Source organism: Paraburkholderia adhaesiva, from assembly GCF_021390575.1.
Taxonomy (GTDB): Bacteria; Pseudomonadota; Gammaproteobacteria; order Burkholderiales; family Burkholderiaceae; genus Paraburkholderia; species Paraburkholderia adhaesiva.
Map to the genome: position 1 here is coordinate 236,767 of NZ_JAJEJQ010000005.1, position 19,157 is coordinate 255,923.

The 19,157-nt window shown below is 56.9% G+C and carries 23 protein-coding genes and 1 pseudogene; 21 read left to right on the top strand and 3 right to left on the bottom strand.

Features of this window, described 5'->3' with window-relative positions; genetic code table 11:
* Nucleotides 1-40 precede the first annotated feature (40 nt).
* From L0U80_RS31240 to L0U80_RS31305, 15 genes and pseudogenes are all read left to right on the top strand, one after another.
* The gene (locus tag L0U80_RS31240; RefSeq protein WP_233875252.1) at nt 41-490 is read left to right on the top strand and encodes a hypothetical protein; all 450 of its coding nucleotides are present in this window, start codon (nt 41-43) and stop codon (nt 488-490) included.
* The gene (locus L0U80_RS31245; RefSeq protein ID WP_233875254.1) at nt 487-1,329 is read left to right on the top strand and encodes a hypothetical protein; all 843 of its coding nucleotides are present in this window, start codon (nt 487-489) and stop codon (nt 1,327-1,329) included. Before L0U80_RS31240 ends, L0U80_RS31245 begins: the two co-directional genes overlap by 4 nt.
* Nucleotides 1,330-1,438: 109 nt before the next feature.
* Nucleotides 1,439-1,834: pseudogene (locus tag L0U80_RS31915) on the top strand (arabinofuranosidase catalytic domain-containing protein); the annotation flags it as partial.
* A 183-nt stretch (nt 1,835-2,017) separates the two neighbouring features.
* Nucleotides 2,018-3,871 carry a LamG-like jellyroll fold domain-containing protein gene (locus tag L0U80_RS31250; protein WP_233875256.1) on the top strand — a complete coding sequence of 618 codons (1,854 nt, stop codon included), beginning with the start codon at nt 2,018-2,020 and terminating at the stop codon, nt 3,869-3,871.
* 295 nt (nt 3,872-4,166) lie between these two features.
* A complete protein-coding gene (locus L0U80_RS31255) occupies nt 4,167-4,946 on the top strand; it encodes a hypothetical protein (protein WP_233875258.1) in 780 nt (259 codons plus the stop codon).
* Between the two features lie 16 nt (nt 4,947-4,962).
* Entirely contained in the window at nt 4,963-5,313 is a 351-nt protein-coding gene (locus tag L0U80_RS31260; protein WP_233875267.1) for a hypothetical protein, read from the top strand.
* 46 nt (nt 5,314-5,359) lie between these two features.
* Complete coding sequence (locus tag L0U80_RS31265) at nt 5,360-5,833, top strand: hypothetical protein (protein WP_233875270.1); 474 nt, start codon at nt 5,360-5,362, stop codon at nt 5,831-5,833.
* Nucleotides 5,834-6,061: 228 nt separating this feature from the next.
* Nucleotides 6,062-7,459, top strand: a complete 1,398-nt coding sequence (locus L0U80_RS31270) for a hypothetical protein (protein ID WP_233875272.1) — start codon at nt 6,062-6,064, stop codon at nt 7,457-7,459.
* Between the two features lie 99 nt (nt 7,460-7,558).
* Nucleotides 7,559-8,026, top strand: a complete 468-nt coding sequence (locus L0U80_RS31275) for a macro domain-containing protein (RefSeq protein ID WP_233875275.1) — start codon at nt 7,559-7,561, stop codon at nt 8,024-8,026.
* Between the two features lie 166 nt (nt 8,027-8,192).
* Nucleotides 8,193-8,459 (top strand): hypothetical protein, encoded by a 267-nt coding sequence (locus L0U80_RS31280; RefSeq protein ID WP_233875278.1) that lies wholly within the window; start codon nt 8,193-8,195, stop codon nt 8,457-8,459.
* 308 nt (nt 8,460-8,767) lie between these two features.
* The gene (locus L0U80_RS31285) at nt 8,768-9,445 is read left to right on the top strand and encodes a DNA polymerase III subunit beta family protein (protein WP_233875281.1); all 678 of its coding nucleotides are present in this window, start codon (nt 8,768-8,770) and stop codon (nt 9,443-9,445) included.
* Nucleotides 9,399-9,887, top strand: a complete 489-nt coding sequence (locus L0U80_RS31290) for a Panacea domain-containing protein (protein ID WP_233875284.1) — start codon at nt 9,399-9,401, stop codon at nt 9,885-9,887. The genes L0U80_RS31285 and L0U80_RS31290 overlap by 47 nt, the downstream gene beginning before the upstream one ends.
* A gap of 57 nt (nt 9,888-9,944) precedes the next feature.
* On the top strand, nt 9,945-10,463 hold the full coding sequence (locus tag L0U80_RS31295; RefSeq protein WP_233875288.1) for a hypothetical protein: 519 nt from the start codon (nt 9,945-9,947) through the stop codon (nt 10,461-10,463).
* Between the two features lie 67 nt (nt 10,464-10,530).
* Nucleotides 10,531-10,788, top strand: coding sequence for a hypothetical protein (locus tag L0U80_RS31300; RefSeq protein ID WP_233875291.1), 258 nt, complete (start codon nt 10,531-10,533; stop codon nt 10,786-10,788).
* A 77-nt stretch (nt 10,789-10,865) separates the two neighbouring features.
* The gene (locus L0U80_RS31305) at nt 10,866-11,039 is read left to right on the top strand and encodes a hypothetical protein (RefSeq protein WP_233875294.1); all 174 of its coding nucleotides are present in this window, start codon (nt 10,866-10,868) and stop codon (nt 11,037-11,039) included.
* A 17-nt stretch (nt 11,040-11,056) separates the two neighbouring features.
* Here L0U80_RS31305 and L0U80_RS31310 read toward each other — a convergent pair whose 3' ends face one another.
* A complete protein-coding gene (locus L0U80_RS31310) occupies nt 11,057-12,127 on the bottom strand; it encodes a YagK/YfjJ domain-containing protein (protein WP_233875324.1) in 1,071 nt (356 codons plus the stop codon).
* Between the two features lie 319 nt (nt 12,128-12,446).
* Here L0U80_RS31310 and L0U80_RS31315 point away from each other — a divergent pair, with 319 nt between their 5' ends.
* The 6 genes from L0U80_RS31315 to L0U80_RS31340 all read left to right on the top strand — a co-directional run bounded on the left by L0U80_RS31315 (nt 12,447) and on the right by L0U80_RS31340 (nt 15,569).
* Nucleotides 12,447-12,836, top strand: coding sequence for a hypothetical protein (locus L0U80_RS31315; protein ID WP_233875327.1), 390 nt, complete (start codon nt 12,447-12,449; stop codon nt 12,834-12,836).
* A gap of 204 nt (nt 12,837-13,040) precedes the next feature.
* Entirely contained in the window at nt 13,041-13,364 is a 324-nt protein-coding gene (locus L0U80_RS31320; protein ID WP_233875330.1) for a hypothetical protein, read from the top strand.
* Nucleotides 13,365-13,545: 181 nt separating this feature from the next.
* Nucleotides 13,546-13,866, top strand: coding sequence for a hypothetical protein (locus L0U80_RS31325; protein WP_233875333.1), 321 nt, complete (start codon nt 13,546-13,548; stop codon nt 13,864-13,866).
* 200 nt (nt 13,867-14,066) lie between these two features.
* Nucleotides 14,067-14,462 carry a hypothetical protein gene (locus L0U80_RS31330; RefSeq protein ID WP_233875348.1) on the top strand — a complete coding sequence of 132 codons (396 nt, stop codon included), beginning with the start codon at nt 14,067-14,069 and terminating at the stop codon, nt 14,460-14,462.
* A gap of 150 nt (nt 14,463-14,612) precedes the next feature.
* Nucleotides 14,613-15,191 carry a hypothetical protein gene (locus L0U80_RS31335; RefSeq protein WP_233875351.1) on the top strand — a complete coding sequence of 193 codons (579 nt, stop codon included), beginning with the start codon at nt 14,613-14,615 and terminating at the stop codon, nt 15,189-15,191.
* A 12-nt stretch (nt 15,192-15,203) separates the two neighbouring features.
* Nucleotides 15,204-15,569: a hypothetical protein gene (locus L0U80_RS31340; RefSeq protein ID WP_233875366.1), complete on the top strand. Its 366-nt coding sequence runs from the start codon at nt 15,204-15,206 to the stop codon at nt 15,567-15,569.
* 93 nt (nt 15,570-15,662) lie between these two features.
* Here the strand turns inward: L0U80_RS31340 and L0U80_RS31345 are convergent, their stop codons facing one another.
* Together L0U80_RS31345 and L0U80_RS31350 are read right to left on the bottom strand one after the other, a co-directional pair.
* Complete coding sequence (locus tag L0U80_RS31345; RefSeq protein ID WP_233875406.1) at nt 15,663-16,949, bottom strand: hypothetical protein; 1,287 nt, start codon at nt 16,947-16,949, stop codon at nt 15,663-15,665.
* 67 nt (nt 16,950-17,016) lie between these two features.
* Nucleotides 17,017-19,149, bottom strand: a complete 2,133-nt coding sequence (locus L0U80_RS31350) for a DEAD/DEAH box helicase (RefSeq protein ID WP_233875409.1) — start codon at nt 19,147-19,149, stop codon at nt 17,017-17,019.
* Between the last annotated feature and the right edge of the window lie 8 nt (nt 19,150-19,157).

Consider the following 19,157-nt stretch of genomic DNA (forward strand, 5'->3'; position numbering starts at 1 on the left):
ACGGGCGGCCCTGGCCGTCCGATCTCATAGGGGATGTTCAATGAGCACTGTCTCCCCGGAAACCAATCTCGAAACCCTGATCGCAGAGCTGGTGAGCCTCATCGAGGGGCTCGGAACTCCGATCAAGGCCGCTATCAAGACGGCGCAAACGACGGTCATCGTGAATCTCACCGCTGGCGCGAACGTGTCGCTTGATCTCACGCCGATTGTTCAGGGGGCGCCAGAAATTCTCTTCAACCTTCCCATCGCCGCGAGCACGACAACCACACTCTCGATCATCAATCCACCCGCGGCCGGTGTACTCGCGGAGTTCGTGCTCGTCATAAAAAACAGCGCAAGTTCGGCGATTACCTGGCCCGCCACCTTCAGGTGGCCCCAGGGCGTTGTGCCTTCCCTGAGCGGTGTGGCAGGCAAGCTCGATACGTTCGTTATTTACACACAGGACGGTGGCGCAAGCTACGACGCATTTGTCGCAGGACAAAACCAATGAGCCGCCTTGCCAGGCGGTTGCCTATGTGCAGTGGGCCGATCTATACAGGCCTGCTGGATCTGTTGAATCTCTGGCCAGTCGGCGCCTACAGCCTCCGACGGTTGACCAGGAGATATTTCGGCGCGTGCTGCATGGTCAGACGTGTGAGCGACTACAGTACCGCGACCATCAATTTTCTTCTTGACGGCAACCTGGACACCAGCAGTCTGCTCGCATTTGCGGGAACGGGGGATCTGTTTGTAACCGCACTGTACGACCAGTCGGGAAACGGCACATCCATGAAGAACTACGCGGGCAATCCGCCCATCGTTCAGGCGGGCGTGCTCGTTCTCGTGACGAGTGGCGGCACCCGTCCCGGGATTCTGGGCAGTGGCAATTCGCAGTACATGCTGGACCAGGGCGCGCAGTTTCCCATCAACGGACCGTTCACCCGCGCATCCGTGAACAGTATTCCTGGATCGGCACCGACTTCGGCCTTTCCCATCATGACTGGCACCAACGATATCGCCAACGAGGCGCTACGGGTCGCCAGCGGCCACTACCAACTTTATAACCAGAACAATAGTTTCACCTCCTCGGTAGCGTTGCCCTTCAATCAGGCCAACAGTGTTATCGAAAACTTCAACAATACGACGAGCAGCCTCATGGTCAATGGCACGCAGACAAGTGGCTCCCTGGGAGCCATTGCTGACAGTGCGACGTTGATCTCAATGACCCAGGGTGGATTCAGCGGAGGATCGTCCATATTTTCTGAAGTCCTTCAGTTCAACCAGTTGCTGGATGCGGACGATATCGGTCTCATCTACGCAGACCAGAAGAACTATTGGGGCACGCCATAAAGTCCCGTGGCACTGACGATATTGACCTCAGAGAGGACGCTCAATGAATGCGCTCTACTCCCAGCACGGCGGTGTGATCGATGATTGTTTCGTGGCGAGGTAGAGGTCCATGAGCCGCCTTTCACGACAGCTGCTCAAGGTGACGACGCCTCCCTGGATAGGAATACTTGACCGGCTGGTGGCGATCTCCGCAGGGGCATGGAGCTTGCGTCGCCTTCGAGGTGGATATGCTGGTCCATGTCTGAATGTGCGACGGGATAGCGACAACGCTACCCTGGACATTGGATTCACCCGATCGGGTGATCTGAACGTTACGCAGCTCCTGAATTTTGCAGGTAGCGGAAACGCGTACGTTACGGCGTTTTATGACCAGAGCGGCAACAATTCGCACTTGCAGCAAGGCTCATCCGCCTCGCAGCCACAAATCGTCAATGCCGGCGCTCTCGTTACCATTCCAACGGCCGGTCGCGCCGGTATCTCGACGAATGGTGCATCTACGAACGCACAATACCTGGCCACCAATGCAACTGCGCCATTGAACCTGCCGCAGCCCTTTACACGTTCGTCAGTCGTTTCATTCCCCGTAACCCCTACGACGTCTCCCGGTAACCCGATCCTTCTGTTCAGCGGCGGTGGACCAAACAACCAGTGGGTCGAGCTTTACGCGACGGCAACGGGCCAGTTCACCATGTACGTGAACGGAGGCTTCGTGGCGATCAATGGGGTAGCTGCCGGAATGTCGGGCAACATTCTCGAAACGTTCAATTTCAACAATAGCGCGTGCACGTTCAACAGCCAGAAGGCAACGGGCAGTGTCGGGGCAACGGGGGTCGGTTGCCAGTTGATGGAAATTGGTGGCTATAACGGCACGCGCGGCATGCAGGCAAACTACGGGGAGCTTATTCTTTTTTCGGAGGTACTCCCTGCGGCCGACCAGCAGAACCTGATAACTGACCAATGTAACTACTGGCAAACGCCGAGTCCGTATCGCGCCGTCGTACTGGCGGACGCGCCTTATGCATACTGGCCGCTGAATGAGACCAGCGGCACCCTGGCGGCGGACATCTCAGGAAACGGCCGTAATGGCAGCTATCAGGCAGGTGCGCAACTGGGTAAGGGAACGTTGCTGCCTGGAATGAGCAGCGCGTATGTCGGGCTAAGCGGGGCCGCCAATGCGTACGTTGATGTGAGTGCAGCAACGCAGTTTTGCGCGGGCTCAGCGTGGTCCGCAGAATGCTGGACGAATGTCAGCGCCTATACCGTATCCGGCTCAGACGGATCGCACGGCACACCCTGGGGAACCAACACCGGGGTGCGCTTTCTGGGCAACCAGACCTGGACCGGCGGTAGTGGATCGGCATCCGGTATTGATTGGGGCATCGAAGCTGTTGCCAGCGGTAGTGCCTCGTACAACGTCATTCTGTGGCCCGCGAGTTACCAGAATGTGCAGTCTGGCACGAACACCGCCCCCGCATCTGGTACTGCGAATCATCATGTTGTCACATACAGCAATGGCACATACAGTCTATATCTGAACGGCGCACTGCTCGCGTCTGCCAGCAAGGGCGACGTTACCATCCAGTCTGGTTTGCAGATCGGATCGGCAGGCTGGACGTGTGGCGCATTCGATGGCGTGATCGGCGAAGTGGCGCTCTATGCGAGTGCGCTGACCCCGCAGCAGGTTGCAGCTCACTACGCTTCAGGTGTTGCCTCACGCATCGGATTGCTTGATGGCCTGACAACGCCAGTCGTGGCCGCCTGGAGCCTGCGGCGGTTACGTGGTGGATATACTGGGCCATGCCTGAACGTGCGCCGTGACAGCGACAACGCGGCAAAGGATATCGGCTTTACGGCGACAGGCGATCTCGATATTGCGGGTCTGCTCGCATTTGTAGGCGCGGCGAACGGGTTTGTCACGACCCTTTACGACCAGACCGCGAACGCATCGAATTCCTCGAACCTCGCGCGTACGACGACAACCCAGCAACCTCAGATCGTCACGAATGGCGCACTCAATATCGCTTCGACTGGATCGGCACGACCAGCCGTGCTCGCGACCGGAACAGCAAGCTCATTCCAGAATCTTCTGGCGAATGCCACCAAGCTCACCATCAACCAGCAGCCTTTCAGTCGCGCGAGCGTGACTGGCATCCCGACGGGGGCTACGTCCAGCAGCTTCACGGTCATGACAGGTAGCGTCAACTATTCGATCATCGCCCTTAACGCAGTGAACCTGAAATATCAGATGTACGACTACAACGTTGGGTTCACTTCGAGCAACAGTGTCACTGCAGGCGCTATCAATTCCGTCACCGAAAACTACAACACGACGGCGAGCAGCATCGTCGTGAACGGGACTTCGACAAGCGGCTCGATCGGATCAGGCGGAGATGGCACCCAGCTTTGCATCGCGGGTGTGCTTACCGAGGTCGCGGGGGCAAGCGCCACACTCTGCGAGGTGATCCAGTTCGGCGCCTTGCTCACGAGTACGGATCAGGCCGCGCTTTACGCCAGCCAGAAGGGCTATTGGGGCACACCTTAGCGGCTTTGCGGATGTCGAAATTTACCGCAATGTGCAATGGTGTAGAGCGACGCTCGAGAAAACACGTCCTTGAACTTTCAACACATGCGTAACGGCAAGTGGGTACCGGACTCCGTAGTTCTTGAGTTCGGCAGTGAATTGGCTATGCTGGAAGCAGCTATTGTAAAGCACAGTCTCGATGACGAGGTATTTGACAAGGTAGTCGACGATGTTATCAACTGCATTTATCAAAGGGACTTGGCGTTAGAAAACCTCAACGATTACATGCGAGTACTTGAAGCCCTCAGGTATCGCCATGGTCTTCCCCGCGCTGCACAGAGGTTTGGTCAAAAACTCCACAGTCGTGCCGAGCAATTCGGCCTCTATCTCCACGGTGTGCTGCCATGGCTATATTCAGGGCGATGCGGAACTCATCAGCTCATCCTTTCAAACATTTCCAGCCGCGCAATTGATAACAGGTAAGGGTTACGAACTAAATGCGGGTTGGTCATATATTACGATTCTGGAAGGTATGTCTATTGACTTGACCGAAATTGGTGACCGGAGGTACCTGGTGTTCGCGGATGAGGGAAGATGTTGCAGATGGGGGGGCTATCTTGAGTTCGGAATATTCAGACTGGTGCTTTCCGATCTGGAGCGTCGAAGGATTCCGAACCTGGTCCCCGACAGTGAATCGAGACCTGCCATGGTCATTTTCGAAAAGGGGGAATTCTCAAGGGCACGTATCTATCTTGGCCGACTTTCGTCTGCTTCAAGACTTGAACTGATCTTTGCGGCACACGCCGTCAATGTGATCCGCATGGCCCCGGACACGGACCTGACCCGGATGGTGATTCCCGCCTGGGCGGCCAACCTCGCCTCAATGTTCTGCGCGATCTGGCTGACATTTATACGTGCGCGGGTGAGCGCACAGGAATGGAGCTTGCGTGACGTCACAGTCTTTTATCCAGACGTGACCGTTACGCCCGCTTTCACCACTCAAATCCGGGTGTTCGGACGCCTCATCCTTGGTCAGGACAACCTGACGCTGCGCGGCGGGCGCGACGTGAAGCTCCCACGCGTCGCCGTGTCGTGATATGCGAGGCATGCTCATGTATCCAGATTCGGTGGTACTTGAATTTCACGACGGAATAACGCAGCTCGACGCGTGCCTCATCAATTGCGATATGGGCGAGCCTTATCTCGATGAGTATCTGGGCACGATGATTGATGCACTGAGGAACAGCCGTGAGGCCGTAGCGGACATCATCGCGTGGGCAGATACGGAGTCCGTCACACATTACCAGTACGGAGAGATTTTATCGAAAACACTTGAAAATATTGCAAGAGGGCTTCACCGCAAGCTGCACGACATGATGCTCTATCCGGCGGACGGCATTTTACGCTACGCATTTTGCGGTCGCCTCGGAAAAGGAGCAATCGTGCTTGCGTTGCAGGAATAAACAGGCGGGAAGTTTTGAAAAACCGCTGTTCAAGCATGGACTTATCTTGGACCAGAACAATACAACGAACAATCGTCTTTCCCAGGACCACCCAGACCTGGGCGGTGCGCAAAACAATGAAAGCCGGGATGAGGATATTCTTCGTGGACCAAAAAGTGTGGTGATCGATCTGGGTCCAGCCATCAGGGACTTTGAAAACGACGTGAAATATATGCGTCAGAGGATCGACGTCGAAGATGTACTGAAATATCTCACGAAAGAAATCATCTCGAAGGACGAAGACAAGGACGCCGTTTACAACTTCATTGCAGACGTCCGATTTAAGAATGAGGAACGGATGGCACCGAATGAGATGGAATGTCTTGCGGCCGCCATCGAGAAGTTTGGACTGACGCTGATCGATCGCTTGCGTCAGCACAATATCTACAACCCGGAGACAGGCAGGTTTGAGTACGGCTTTTATGGCTTTGGACATGGCAACGGCAGCATGGCTGTTTTCAGAACACTCATGCTTCAATGAGGATAGGAAACGTTGATTTGTAAATGAAATAAAAGGGGGCGACATTGCCCTCTTTCTATGCCCGAAAATTCTGGATTTTGCGCAGACGTGCATACCTGTGGTTATTTACAGAACGTGGGAACAGCCTGATTTTTTCGGAAAGCCAGGAAGATACCTTTCTCGTTTCCACGTTTGCCAGCACACGTCTGAACGGAGGAACCCGTGAGACATGAACGGACAATCGAGAGGATGTCAGTCAAGAGCTTGCAGGATTTGCGCAACCTGCTTGTGCATGGACATGTTCCAACGGTGACACATCCGCAGTTCACGCTCAAGAATGCGATAGATGGCGAGCATGACAGCGTGAAGGTCGCGGTCTACAAGTTTCTGAGTGATCACATCGAGCATTCGATCGCCAGCGTTATCCACGGCCTGAAAGGCCATGGATACGAAGGCAAGTCGATTGTGTGCGCGATAAACACGTTAGTGAATGAAGGAAGCCTCGCTTCGCACAAGTACGGCACAGCCGCCCAGGCGCTGGATATCTGCGTGCGATTGATCGAGGGCAAGGTGATGCCTGAAGTCGAGGAGCGTAGCCGATGGAGCAAGTCTTCCGTGTACAGGCACAAGAAGACGGCATCAGTCAGGAACACACTCGGGACGCTCAACCAGCGCGAAGGCATTGAGACAGCGATCTGGAAAGCGATGCAGGACCACGCTGTCCGTAGTGTTGAAACGATCGTCGAGATAGTACGCCTGGCAGGTTTTGCCCCGTCGAGCGTGCGGGGCGAAATCATGCTCCTTGAGCAGATGGGGTGGTTTGAGATAGACAGGTCTGGAGGCGAACCGACCTGCAGGCTCAGGGACGCGATAGAAATGCCTGCGCAGGCGCGTGTGGACGCGGAGCTGGCGCGGCAGAGGGAATTCGACCCGACGCAACCCGCAGAGCCGGGTAGCCTGCTCGCGAAAGTACAACAGGCGCAGTTCGAGCTTGATAAGACAGCACAGTTGACCAATGCTCGCGACCAGACAGCCAATGGCGACGGGCAGCATGGTGGCCCGCGGCACTCTGCGCAACTCGGGACGGCTCGGGAACGGATCTGCCAGATCCTGGCGAATGGCCAGCATCTGAGTACGATGGAGATTTTCTCTGCGTTGCAAGCCGGAAGTTTCAATCTGTCAAAGAGCCGCCTGTACGAGCTGGTCAGGACGCTCCATGGCGATGGCCTGCTTCTTCGCGACGAGGATCTTCCGGAAGGATCGAACGCAGCGTACCGCTACTGGCTCGCACACCCGTCGCCCGTGCCGGATCACGTCGAGCCAGCGCCCGCGCAACAGGAACAGGCGGCAACCGAGCCCGATGGGCCTCTGGTGATCAGTGTACGTCTACGGGGTGTCGAACTGACGTTGCAGGAATGCGGCGAACTCTTGCAGGAGTTCAGCGATTTGTGGTTCCCGGGAAGGCAGCAGGATTGTGGAAGTCTGATCCAGTCGCATTTTACGATCAAGGGTGTTGATCTCTCGCTAGCGGAGCTGCTGGAAGTTGCTTCATGTCTGGCAGATGCAGCGGCTTACCTCCGGTCCATGCCTGGGCAGGCGGAGGCGGACGACCACGAGGGCTTTCCGGAACGGTTGCCGGCCAGCTGATCTCAGGTATTCGCGTAGCTCCGCGGTGCGGTCAGGAATCGGTACCGAAGACGATGGGAATGAGTCTCCCGGCCGGCAGATTACAGGAAGGGATGGGTAATGATCGAACTGATTGATGGGAACATCCTGTACGTGGATGTTGAAGCCGTTGTGAATCCGGTGAATTGCGTCGGCGTGATGGGTCGCGGTCTCGCTTTGCAGTTCAAGGAGATGTTTCCAGAAAACTTCGAAGCTTACGCAACGGCCTGCGTGCGCGGAGAAGTTCGGCCAGGACAGGTCTTTGTGTTCAAAAGGGATCCCCCGGAGAATCCCCAATACATCATCAATTTTCCGACGAAACGCCACTGGCGGGATCGAAGCCTGATAGAAGACATCGACGCGGGCCTCGCGGATCTGGTGAATGTCCTCAGGTACTGGGACATCCGCTCGATTGCCATTCCGCCATTAGGGTGTGGTCTGGGTGGTCTGGACTGGGTGAAGGTGCGGCCACGCATCGAACTGGCCATGGAACGCATTCCGCATGTGTACGTCCTGCTTTCCGAATCCGGGCAGCGGGTAGCGCAGTAGTGGGTTGGTTACGGGAGGCGCCACGTCCGTTTGCTGACAGCGTGGGAAGTTGCCGCACATGAAGGGTTCCTCAATCCTATAGGTACCGCAAGCGGTGCCGAGATATCGCTCCTGTCCTTTCGCATGGGGAGCGGGATTGTTCGAACTCACCGCGAGGCACACGAAGATGAGCACCCCAGAGACCGATGCGGGCGAGACTACGCCCGCAGCAACACCTACACTCGATCAGCAGGTCAACTTCATGTCGAGCGCGACGAGTCCCCCACTGCAGGCTTGCGTTGTTCAGATCTGGCCGGATGGTCTGGTTGATCTCGTGGTGACGGACCCTTCTGTCCTCGACGTTTTCAAGGTGCGTCGCGTGCCGTTCGTGGCCGCCGGTGGCACCAACACCCCGGTATATGCCGAAGATCCGCGCTACGCACAGGCGATGTAGTCCAGACGCGGCGTATCGCAGCCGAACGTGCGCACGCGTGCGCTGATCGCCCGCCTCCCTTCCCTGAAACGCCCTGGAGACCGCGGCTTGCTTCGCATGCCGTGGTCTTTATGCCGTCGGTCAGTGCGGACTGCCGTCACGCAGTAAAAGCTGACCGTGCCGGTCAATTCAATGGAGTGTCTCTTTCACGACGCGCTGGGAAGATTTTCGTCTGCAAGATCCGGGCGAAGCAACAGCCCCATGCGTTGACATGGGAGCAGTGATGCTCCCTGGCTACATGGCCACAATAATGGAGAGGATTTGAAAGTATGCAGACTATCCGGTTTACAGCAGAACTACTGAAGGGCGTTGCGCTCCTGGCGGGAACAAACGAAGTACGTCAATACCTTAACGGCGTGTACATCGAGGCGCGTCGCCACGAGACCCGTCTTGTGGCGACGGACGGCAAGAAGCTCGGGCTCGTCAGGACACGCATAGAAAACGAGATCGAGGCCGATACCTCGCTGATTATTCCGAACAGGGTATTGAGGCAAATCCAGGTACGCGCGAAACCAGGTCTTCTCGCAGATATCGTTATCGACGGCGGCAATTACTTTCTCCGGATCCCCGAACATGACCTGCAGTATGGATTCAAGCCGGTCGAGGGGAAATACATCGACTATGCCAGGGCCTTACCAGAAGAGATGTCTGGCAAGGCGGCCTGCTTCGATCCAGAACAGCTTGTGGTGTTTTCCAAATGCGCGCTTGCCCTGACGGGGAAAAAGCGCGTTCCCCGCATCACCCACAATGGAGAGAAGGCAGCACTCGTCACCATTGATGGCTACAACGACTTCGTCGGCATGATCATGCCGATGCCTCTCGGTAGCAAACCAGCCGATATCAGCTGGTTCAAGACGGTGCGCCTGCCTTCCGGGGGGCAGGACCATGTCAATCCACGCAATGCAACTCGCCGCGGAGATCGTCCGGCGATCGCCGCAGCACGGTAAGCAGCAGACAAACCAGTCCATCCAGAAGCTGGCGTACTTCACCCACGGGTGGAGCCTCGCCATCCTTGGACTGCCGGCCGTTGATGAGCAGTTTGAAGCCTGGCGACTCGGGCCGGTGCTCGGGCCGCTCTATCACACCCTGCGGGTGTTCTCGATCAACACCATCCCCGCAGATCATCCCCTGATCGCGCGGCAGCCGCGCCTGCCAGATGCGAGCGCTGAAGCGCAGCTGATCGAACGGATTCTCGAGGTGTACGGAAAACTGAGCACGGCGAGATTGTCGTCGATATCCCGCATGGAAGGTGGACCATGGGAGGTTGTCTGGCATGGACCACCCCATGATCGCCTGATCAGTAACGAATCAATTCATGCCTGGTTTGACCGCATTGCGCACTTCGAATACACACCGGGCGAGCATTGCCGCGAGCACGACTGGACGTGACGGCCGGCGCACTGCCCATCCCGGCAATTAGCACCTTACCCTATCGGAAAATCTGAAATGGATAAACAGCAGGATCAGAAAATACGCACGGACATCCGTCAAGGCATGGCTGCACAAGATCACGCCCATGCACGGGTCGTCACCCTGATTGAACTCCTGAACCGCGCAGGACAGGTTCAGGTCGATGATTCACCAGCCGATACGACCTGGCAGACTGCGACGGTGGAAGGTGCGCCCGGGAACGAGGTTGTCCGCTTCGCGTGGTCGGACAATCACCACGGTTTTTCGGTCGTGCTGACGGAAGGCGGCATTGCCGGCGGCGAATGGACAGGCGGTTCGTTCTTCTGCGAGGACGCTGAGGGAGCCGATACCCAGATCTCGCTTTTCGAAACGGTGCCCCTTGTGCCGCCGGGTCATGTCGCCGACCGTGCCGTACCTGAAGCGCGAACTGCCCTTGCAGCGCGGCTTGCTGCAGCCTTTCCAGCCTTCCTTGATGATGGCGCGGTCAACGGCGCCGATCTGGTGGACTGGATCAATCAGGAGCTGGGCGCCGAACTGGCCGCCCTGCGCCGGTAGCCCTTCGAGCTGGTCCCCGGTTCCGCAGTATCAGAGGTGGTACTGCGGAACCGGGGCGCAGGAGCCCATGATGAACACCGTCAAACCCCTCTGCCAGACGTGCGGCGATGGCGAGCAGCTGCCGCAGTACGGCGTCGCGCCCCACGAGTGTTTCTACAGACTCGGTCTCGCAATCGGGCAATCACGGCTGAAGCCAGCGAGCGAGTGGCCGGACAATTTCGAGCTCGATCCCGAAAGCGATGGCCAGTTGGGTATTTACCACTGCCCGGCATGCGGTCCAAAGTTCCGCGCGGGTGTTCGGGTGGAGTCAATGCGCGACGCCTGAAGTCCCAGGGCGCCCGAGAAGGCAGTCGGTCGTTGATGACTGCATCGGTGGTTGATCGTGTCTGACGGGAGCGCACCATGCCCAGCAAATCGCAGAAGCAGCATGATTTCTGGAAAATCGTTTCCAAAAGCCCCGAGTTTGCGAAGAAGGTGGATGCCAGCAAGAAGGTCGCTGACGAATTTCTGGCGGCCGACAAGCGCGCCGGTCGATATCAATCTCGTCGAAACCCGCTTGTACCCAGGAAGCGGTAGACGTTTCCGTCGCCGCCCTACATTTGCTTTCCCTTTATAAGCGTGTGTCCTCTGCCAATGGACAGTCGAAGATAACGGTCGAGCCTCGTCAGATACTGGAATGCAACATGCAAATCCGGGCCGTTTACCGCGCAATGCGCGTCTTTCCGGCTTCCGGCCCGTGTCAGCCTGCTCCAGTCAAAGTAGGCGCCGCGGCCCTGTGTGGCGTTTACACACCAATGTTCGCCTATTCTCTCACCGATATCGTGAATATCCAGACCGGGCGTCGAAGTAAAAAAGAACAGGCAATGGTAGTGATAGCCGGCACCCGAACTGTATTCGATCTTACGTATATGGCCCGGCATTGACATATAGAAATCGTGTTTGAGACGCGCGATCAGCTTATTGAAATGCTTTCTGGCTGACTGGTGGACCTCTTCAAACGACGTGCGAGAAATCGGGTTGGTGACACCCCGGTAACCAAGATCGATCCGGACGCATTGCAAGGATTGATGGCGATGGACGAGGCTCGCGCTATACGTATCCAGACTTCCCAGTTCCTTCTGGCTGGCACGGAGGAAGTTGCGCTCCCGGGATCTGAGATTGTCATCCGAAAGGGCAGAATTCAGTGACGTCAATACTTCATTGATTTCGTGGATGACCTGTATTGGTAGTCCGATTGCGAGCCACTCATTGCTCAGAAAGGCAGCATGCTCTGGAAGCATTGTGCTGTGGTCAATAACCGTTTCCAGTACAGGATTGATGGCGTGATGATCAAATGTTCTTCTGAGTTGTCTGCGATCGAGATGCAGCCACGCGCGGATCAGGAGCACGTCAGGCGTAAGCTGGATGAAATTTCTGTGCGGAGTCTCTTGCGACTTTATCGTGAGCCGCACCTGCCATCCTTTTCTGATTCGAGTCACGAGACGATCGATCCAGCCGAGGCTCTCGAGTAGTTCATTCTCTTGAGCGACGAGAAGTCGTGGGCCATCGGGTAGCGAACGGTCGAACAGAAAGAAGCGATCGCGCAGCCCCTCGCTCACCGCCTGCTGGAGCAGCGATGTGCCGTATCCAGCTGATGTAGCCCTTCCACATTGCCCGGTAGTCATCGCAGGTCACCTCGTCTGCCGATACAAACCAGTCTAAGCGACCGGGCTCGGCTGTGCCGGTCAATCTGGTTTATCTGTGCTCTGCAATGCTTTTCCGGTCCACCGTCATTCCTCTTTTACGCCTGCTCTTCATCGCGTTGGTTGTCAAGTTGAGAAGCCGGTTTGTCAGTCTTGCCTTGGCTTAACTGCAGACTGCGTGCCGGGGTATTGAATTCGACGATTCAAAAATATTTCAACCCTATATTCCACGGATGAGTTCAGGACAGAGATGAAATGAACTCAATCACTTAACAGACAGAAACGAACCAAGGAAATCAACATGTTTAACAGCGCACTGAATAACGTTCTCAAATTTGCCGCAACCGCAGTTCAGGAAACCCCCAGCATTTTCGATAGCGCACCGGTGGAATCGGCGGCCCAACCGGCTGCAGGCTTTGTCGAAACCTGTACGGATTGGGTGAGTGAAAACAAGGCCGCGGTGATTGGCGCGACCGCCGCAGTTGCAGTCGGCGTCGGTGCTTACTACAGCTACCCGTGGATTCGCGACAAGTTCAAGGGAAACAAGGGCACAACGGCTGCATCGAAACCGTCGACGCCGGAATCGAATCCCGCCGCCCCGACCGCTGAGGATGTGCAGGAGGATCTGAAGGCGGCTGTCAATCAGGCCAGGGAGTTCACGGAGAAGAATCCCAAGTCGACGAAGAAGTAAGTCGATCGTCTGAAACAGTGAATCACGGAGGCGCTCGCGCCTCCGAATTATTTCGGCAATTCAATAAGGGAGTGGATTAAATGGGTTTCTTCCCCCTCGCGTTTGCCGGACTTTGCATACTGGCCTGGGTGACCTGCCCTGTCGATGACCGTCTCTGCACGGCAGACGCAAGGCGGTCCAAACTTCACAAGGAGGCAACTCGCAATGAGCGAGCCGTTGATGTACTCGCTGTACGTGGCGAAGGCCGTTCTGCGGGATTTTAACGACGCGTATTTTCCTGCTGATCCGGATGATCCCGCGGCGCAGCTGCAGCGCAATGAGGAACTCATCGAAGAACTCGATGAGTATCAATGGATTAACGAGCAGATCCAGAAGGAACTCAAGCGCATTCACAAACGTGCCCGGTCTGCCGAGGACTTCGGGAAGTTAAACAAGGCGCTTGCGATCGCGGATGAGCCCACCACAGCGGAAGGCTATCACCGCGTTGCGGAACTCTACCGAAGGCTCACAAAGTTGTGGGATCTTTAACCGTAACCAGGGCCGGTCATGAAGGCGCCCAATGACGGGAGCGAGCGTCGCGGTTTCGCCGAAAACGCTGCAAGCAAAGGGAGGGGTGGCATCCCCTCCCGCCTTGTCCGTGCCTCATTTTTTTCACGCAAACGTGCTCTCCCTCTCGCGAATTGTGTGCATCGTCTTTCAGGAGAGGGCCGTGGACGCGAAAAAGAAGGGATTTGTGGCCAGGGTGTGCGAGGACCTGTTCTGCAGCTGGAACGGGGACGTTGACCCAGCCCGTTTCTTTGGTTACGGCTTTGTGATGATCGGCGGCATGGTCTTCATCGTTCTGTCAATCTACGACACCATCAAGCATCAGACATTCAACAGTCTCGCGTTCTCGGGCGGACTCGTGGCGATTGCCGGCGCGGTGACTGCGGCGGCGGCCGGCGTCAAGATCAAGGAATCGTCGGAGATCCCGATGCCGACTGAAGAGGTCGAGCAGGTGCAGGTTGACGTGTCGGCCAGGACAAGCTGATTGCGTTCAGGGATCGGTATGGGGCGTGTCCCTTTTCCCTGGTGTACCAATCGAGAAATGTTTGGATAGATATTACTCAAACGGGTGCCGGCTGACGGCGCAGCCCTGCGCCCGAAGTAAAAATAACTGCACTGGCTACTCCTATGAATGTCAGGCAGTTCAAGGAAACGGCATTCGTCAAACCAAGGAGAAATGTGCATATGACCGATCCAACAGACGATTCCCCGCGTCTGCGCCGTTCCAACTGGATCGAAGAGGTGAGGAGGCTCAAAACCCTCGCATTAAAGGGTTTGAGCATTTTGTTACAGGAAGCATTCGTCGGGAGACAGGAGGCGCTCGATAGCTTTATCAACTGGATTCGCTCACACATCAAATTTCAGGAAGACATCGACAGGATAGACAAACATGTAGACGCGTTCCAGGTCGATGTAATTGACCTGATTCATCCCCAGACACGGCAACTGACGCAGACGCTGAGTATCACGTTCAGGAGCCGCGATGTGACCGTTCACCATCCGCTCATCATCAGGGTGTACCTGGATCGCGACCAGACCATCCAGCCTGGCTCGATGCTGGTGGCTTCAAAACTCGAATAACCCGCTCTGAAACTGCCCGGCCACCAGGTGGCTGGGCGCTTTGCCATCTACCGCGAGTGCCGCAGCGATCCGACGTGAGACGAACTACCGGGCGCAGCTTTGCCGCGAATTTGCCCACGATCGTTTTCAATGGTTCCAGGGAGAGCTGAGATGTTGCATGAAGAAGTGACGACTCGCCAAAGCCCGGGCAAGACCCCTCTGGCGGGCCTATTGGAAAAGACCGTGACCGGCCTCTGGTTCCTGAGAAATGAACTGGCCGAATACATGGACGAAGAGAATCTGTCAAAACTGGTTCGCCGCGTCGATGCGGTCTATGAAGAGGCCGTCCGGATGCAGAACCATGCACGGCCGTTCATGCCATCGTTTCGCTTCAGACAGGATGAGGATGACGAAGGGGTGGTCTATCTGCGTGTGTTGCTGCCTGGCATGCACTTCAACCAGGGTCAGGTTGCTGGCGAAATTCGCATGTCCGCGATAACGATCGGCGCCCGGCCCACCCTGTCACTGGTGTCGGACTCGGGCGCGCGTGCGCTCGTGCGGGAGCATCGGTGGAAGGCGTCCGAGGAGGAGATTCAGGCACTTGACGATCTGATCAGTTCTGCGATGCGCCTGAAGAGTCTCGCCCGGAGTTTCCCGGTCAAGATTGCCTTCACCGATCATGGTGTCGAGATCGGGGCCAACTATGACGATCCCGCGGCGTCCGTGCGCGCGGCCCTGACATCGCGCTAGCGGATGCGTGCCATGTCCATCCTCACCCGGCAGTATTTTGCGACGAGCCAGCAGTTCGCGGATGCGGTTATCAAACAGATTACGCAGACGCCGGCCGACAACCTGCTCGTCAGCAATGCCCTTCAGGTAGCAATCGCTGCTGTACAGGCCGGCAATCCTGGAGCATCGATCGTGTACGGCACATTCTCATATCGAACAGCGGCTGGCAAATGGGTGCGCCAGATTAACCTGCTCATTGGCCTCGCCTCCCCTTTGCGCCATTTCAGATACGCCATCCTGTTTAACATGAAAAATAACCTGGGAGACTACTTCGTCGATACCTCAACGATGCAGACATTCGACTGTACGGGTCCTGATTCCAGCATCGGCATAAGGTAGGGTAAGGCGAATTTCGTTCGTATCGGGAGGGCATACAGTGACAGTGAGGTGCCGCACGGCACCTCACTGTCACTGTGCACCTCTCTTTTTTTGTTACGCGTTGAAGATGCCGCGCAGTCCGAGATAGTTGCAGTACTTGGCCCCGCGTAGCGATCGGGCTGCCTCCTGCAAGGCGGGCCTCTGGAATGCGCGCATCAGCAGCTTTGCGTATGCCTCGAGCCGGTCGCCGACCGCAATGACTTCCCGATCGCGCCCCTGCGCGGTCCCGGACAGCCTTTTGAGCGAGTCGCCGAGTCTGGCTGACGCTGCCGCGAATTTCGCTTCCAGCTCGAGGAAGTGTTTCACGTTATCGCAGTAGGCCTGGGCGGCATCGAACACTTCACCGAGCTGCTGGACCGACAGGACGATTTCCTTGCTGCGGGCGACAGAAGTTGCCGAGCCGGTAAATGCCTTTCGCGCTGAATGTCCCATGCTGCTTTTCTCGAGTACAAAGCCGCTTCGACTGAGCTGTTCGAGCCGGCTTCCCTGAGTCTGATCCTTGCTGGGAACCACACTGGTCACATTGAAGTACCTGCCGTTTCCCGTGAACTGGGAATCGAAAAGCTCGACCGGCGATCTGAGTGCTTCCACCTTTTTGGCGAGTGCGTCGATCGAAGGCTTGTCCTTTGCACTACCGCTGGTGAGTGTCGCGGCCAGCTTCTCGATCGATGCAATCACGTCGGCCGGATATTTCGTGAGCATGTATCTTGAGCCGGCCAGGTCGTTAGACAAGGCGGCAGTGAGGTTAGACGGCTGGCCCTGCCCTGTCGTGAAAAAATACCAGAGGCCGTGCAGATTGATTTCAATACGGTTGCCGAGTTTTCCTTTTTTCTGCTCGAATTCAGCCTTGTTCTGTCGTGTCTTGTTCTCGTATTTCGCGAGCTTGCCTTCGATTGACTTGAAGGAGTCGAGAATGATGTCCTTGTAGTGTTTGAAATTGAGTACCGGGTCCTGAAAAAGGAGGGTTTTGAGCGTCGTTCCAATCCCCTCGAGAGCAATCTCTGCCTGCTCCCTGGCACTGGCTTTGCAGTAAGTTTCCAGAGCAGGGAAACTCATGGCTTCCAGTCCGACGCTTCCGAGCTGCTGGTTGACGCCCCTGACGATCAACGCGGTGACGGCAGGCGTGATGACTCCGCGATGAACCATGCTGCGAAGCTGTTCGTAATATTCAAATATGGATTCAGCCGCAATATCCGTCGCCATATCGTGCTCGAAGTCCTCGTCCACGTCTTCGGCCAACCCGGCCAGTGCCTGATCATCTCCTTCCGGTACCGAGTCATCCAGGGTTTCCTCATTCTCGATGGGTTCATCGCATTCGAGCGCGACGCGCAGCAGGCTCACGATTGATTCTCCTCGGTCAGGTCGATCGCATGGCGGCAGGATCGTCAAAGGATTTGCGCCGCACGGCTCAACTCACATTGCGATGCAGGCAAGCCTGTTCCTGGAACTCGTTGGCCCATCGTGCCCAGCCAGGTATCGCCGAACCATAGACATCTACCGCGCCTGGCGCAGTCCAGGGTTCCATCGCCTGTTCGAATTCCTCGCGCGCGATAGCTTCCAGCACGAGTGTCCTGGTGGCACGCTCGTTGCGTTCGTGCAGGGACTCGGTGGCGATCAGCTGCTCGTTCTCGAAGCCCAGCAGCTCATCGACCTGCGCCCGGCTCCACTGCATGATGTCGATGGTGCGCGACGAGATGTTCGATGCGTCTCCTGTGTCGAGCACCACGTCGTTGACGTAGACGTTTTCGTCCTGCCCAAGGCGCTTGCATCGTGCGACCGCCTGGTCATACTCGAACGAGCGGAAGGGAGAATTGGCCATCACCATGGTGTTCGCCATGATGAGCGGAACCGCGGATGAGAGCGACTGATAGGTGGCGATCATCGGATTGGCGTCTTCGTCGCGGCCGAACTCGTTCACCATGCCGGCGAGCTCGTTGTTGGTCTCGCCATAGACGCGCAGGGGACGATAGCCTCGCTGCTTCAGGAATTCTGCTGCGGCGTCGACGACACCCACGTAACTCGTGAACATCAGCGTCTTCTTGAGCGCCGTGTCAATGATCTCCTCAAGGCCGACGTGCGGCACCATGTCGATGATGCACTGGCCACGCTTGCGACCGAGGATCTGGCCGAGCGCCTCGCCCTGCACTTTCAGCTTGTAGTATTTCACGACCGATTTCGCGTCCTTGAAGTCCTGGCGGAATGGCTTGGGGAGCGCGGGCAGGATGACCTTCTTTTCGTAACTGGTGGCAAAGCGGATCTCGTCCTTGAGCTTCGACGGGTCGAAGTCCTTCCGGATGAGTTTGACTGCCCGCTCGTACTGTCTGAAATTGTTCTTCTGTTCCGGGGTCACGAGCGTTTTCTCAAAGGCATTGAGCGCGCTCTCGAACATCCGTTCGTACTGGCGCATGTTCGAGAGATAATGTTTCGCGCGTGCGTCGATGAATCGGCGCATTTCTTCGCGGATGGACGTGAGTGTGTAGCTTTCGCCATTGGGGATACGGACTTTCTTCTGGATGTGGTAGAGCTCGACTTTCACCACACTGCCGCTTTCGACCTTGTAGGTCACTTTGCCGAGCCGGTGTGCCAGGATGTCATTGGCGCGCTGGGACGCCTTGCCGTAGATGGCGGAGAAGCGCTGCTGGGCATCGCGATCGAAGAGTGGATCGATCGTGCGAAAGAGCGGTGCCATCTCGCCGCCCAGTGCCTTGACCGGCGTTCCGGATTCCCAGAGGATGTACTGGCTCTTCGTGAGCTCGCACAGGGCAATGAAGAGCTGCGTACGTAGCGCCTCCATCTCGTTCATGCCATGGGATTCGTCGAGCAGGATGACGGGCTTGTGCCAGTGCTGGGTACGGGCGAAAGCAAGAAATTTTTCCTGCGCGTCGTAGTGCACGATGTAGTAGCGCATCCGCGCCTCGGGCGGCCGGCCCATCTGGCTATGCCAGTACGGCTGCGGCCGCTTGAACTGGGTGACGATCGTGTCTTCCCAGACTTTTTTGACCGCCCGTCCGGGACACACGACGATCACCACGTCGGCGTGCAGCTGCAGGCCGAGCGCCAGTCCCATGAACGTCTTGCCCGTGCCAGGGCCGGCGCCAAGCAGTGCGCCACGCAGGCGAAACCGGGGCACCATCTCATTGAACCACCGGAAAAAGCCCGCCTGGTGCTCAAGCGGATTCCACTTGAGCTGATTGAGCTGGCCGGGGTCGAGGATATCCGGATGCTTGATCAGCGTGTCCTTCATCCAGGTCGACTCATAGATGCCGGTCACCACCTTCTTCAAGGCCCGGATGTTATGTCCCCGCCTCTTTTCGGCAATGAGCCGGTTAAAGGCGTAGACCACATCGGGGGCGAAGAACCGGTTGAACGCGATGTCGGAAGGACTCACCCGGCTGAACATGATGCTGGAGATCTTCTGTGTGCCCCAGACCTGCGCAATGGTCTTTGCGATCGAATCGCCTGGCAGGCCCGACACCTTGATCTGGTCTCCCGATTCCTCAACACTCACCATGCCAAGCAGACGTCGCAGACCGGAGAACATGGGGACCC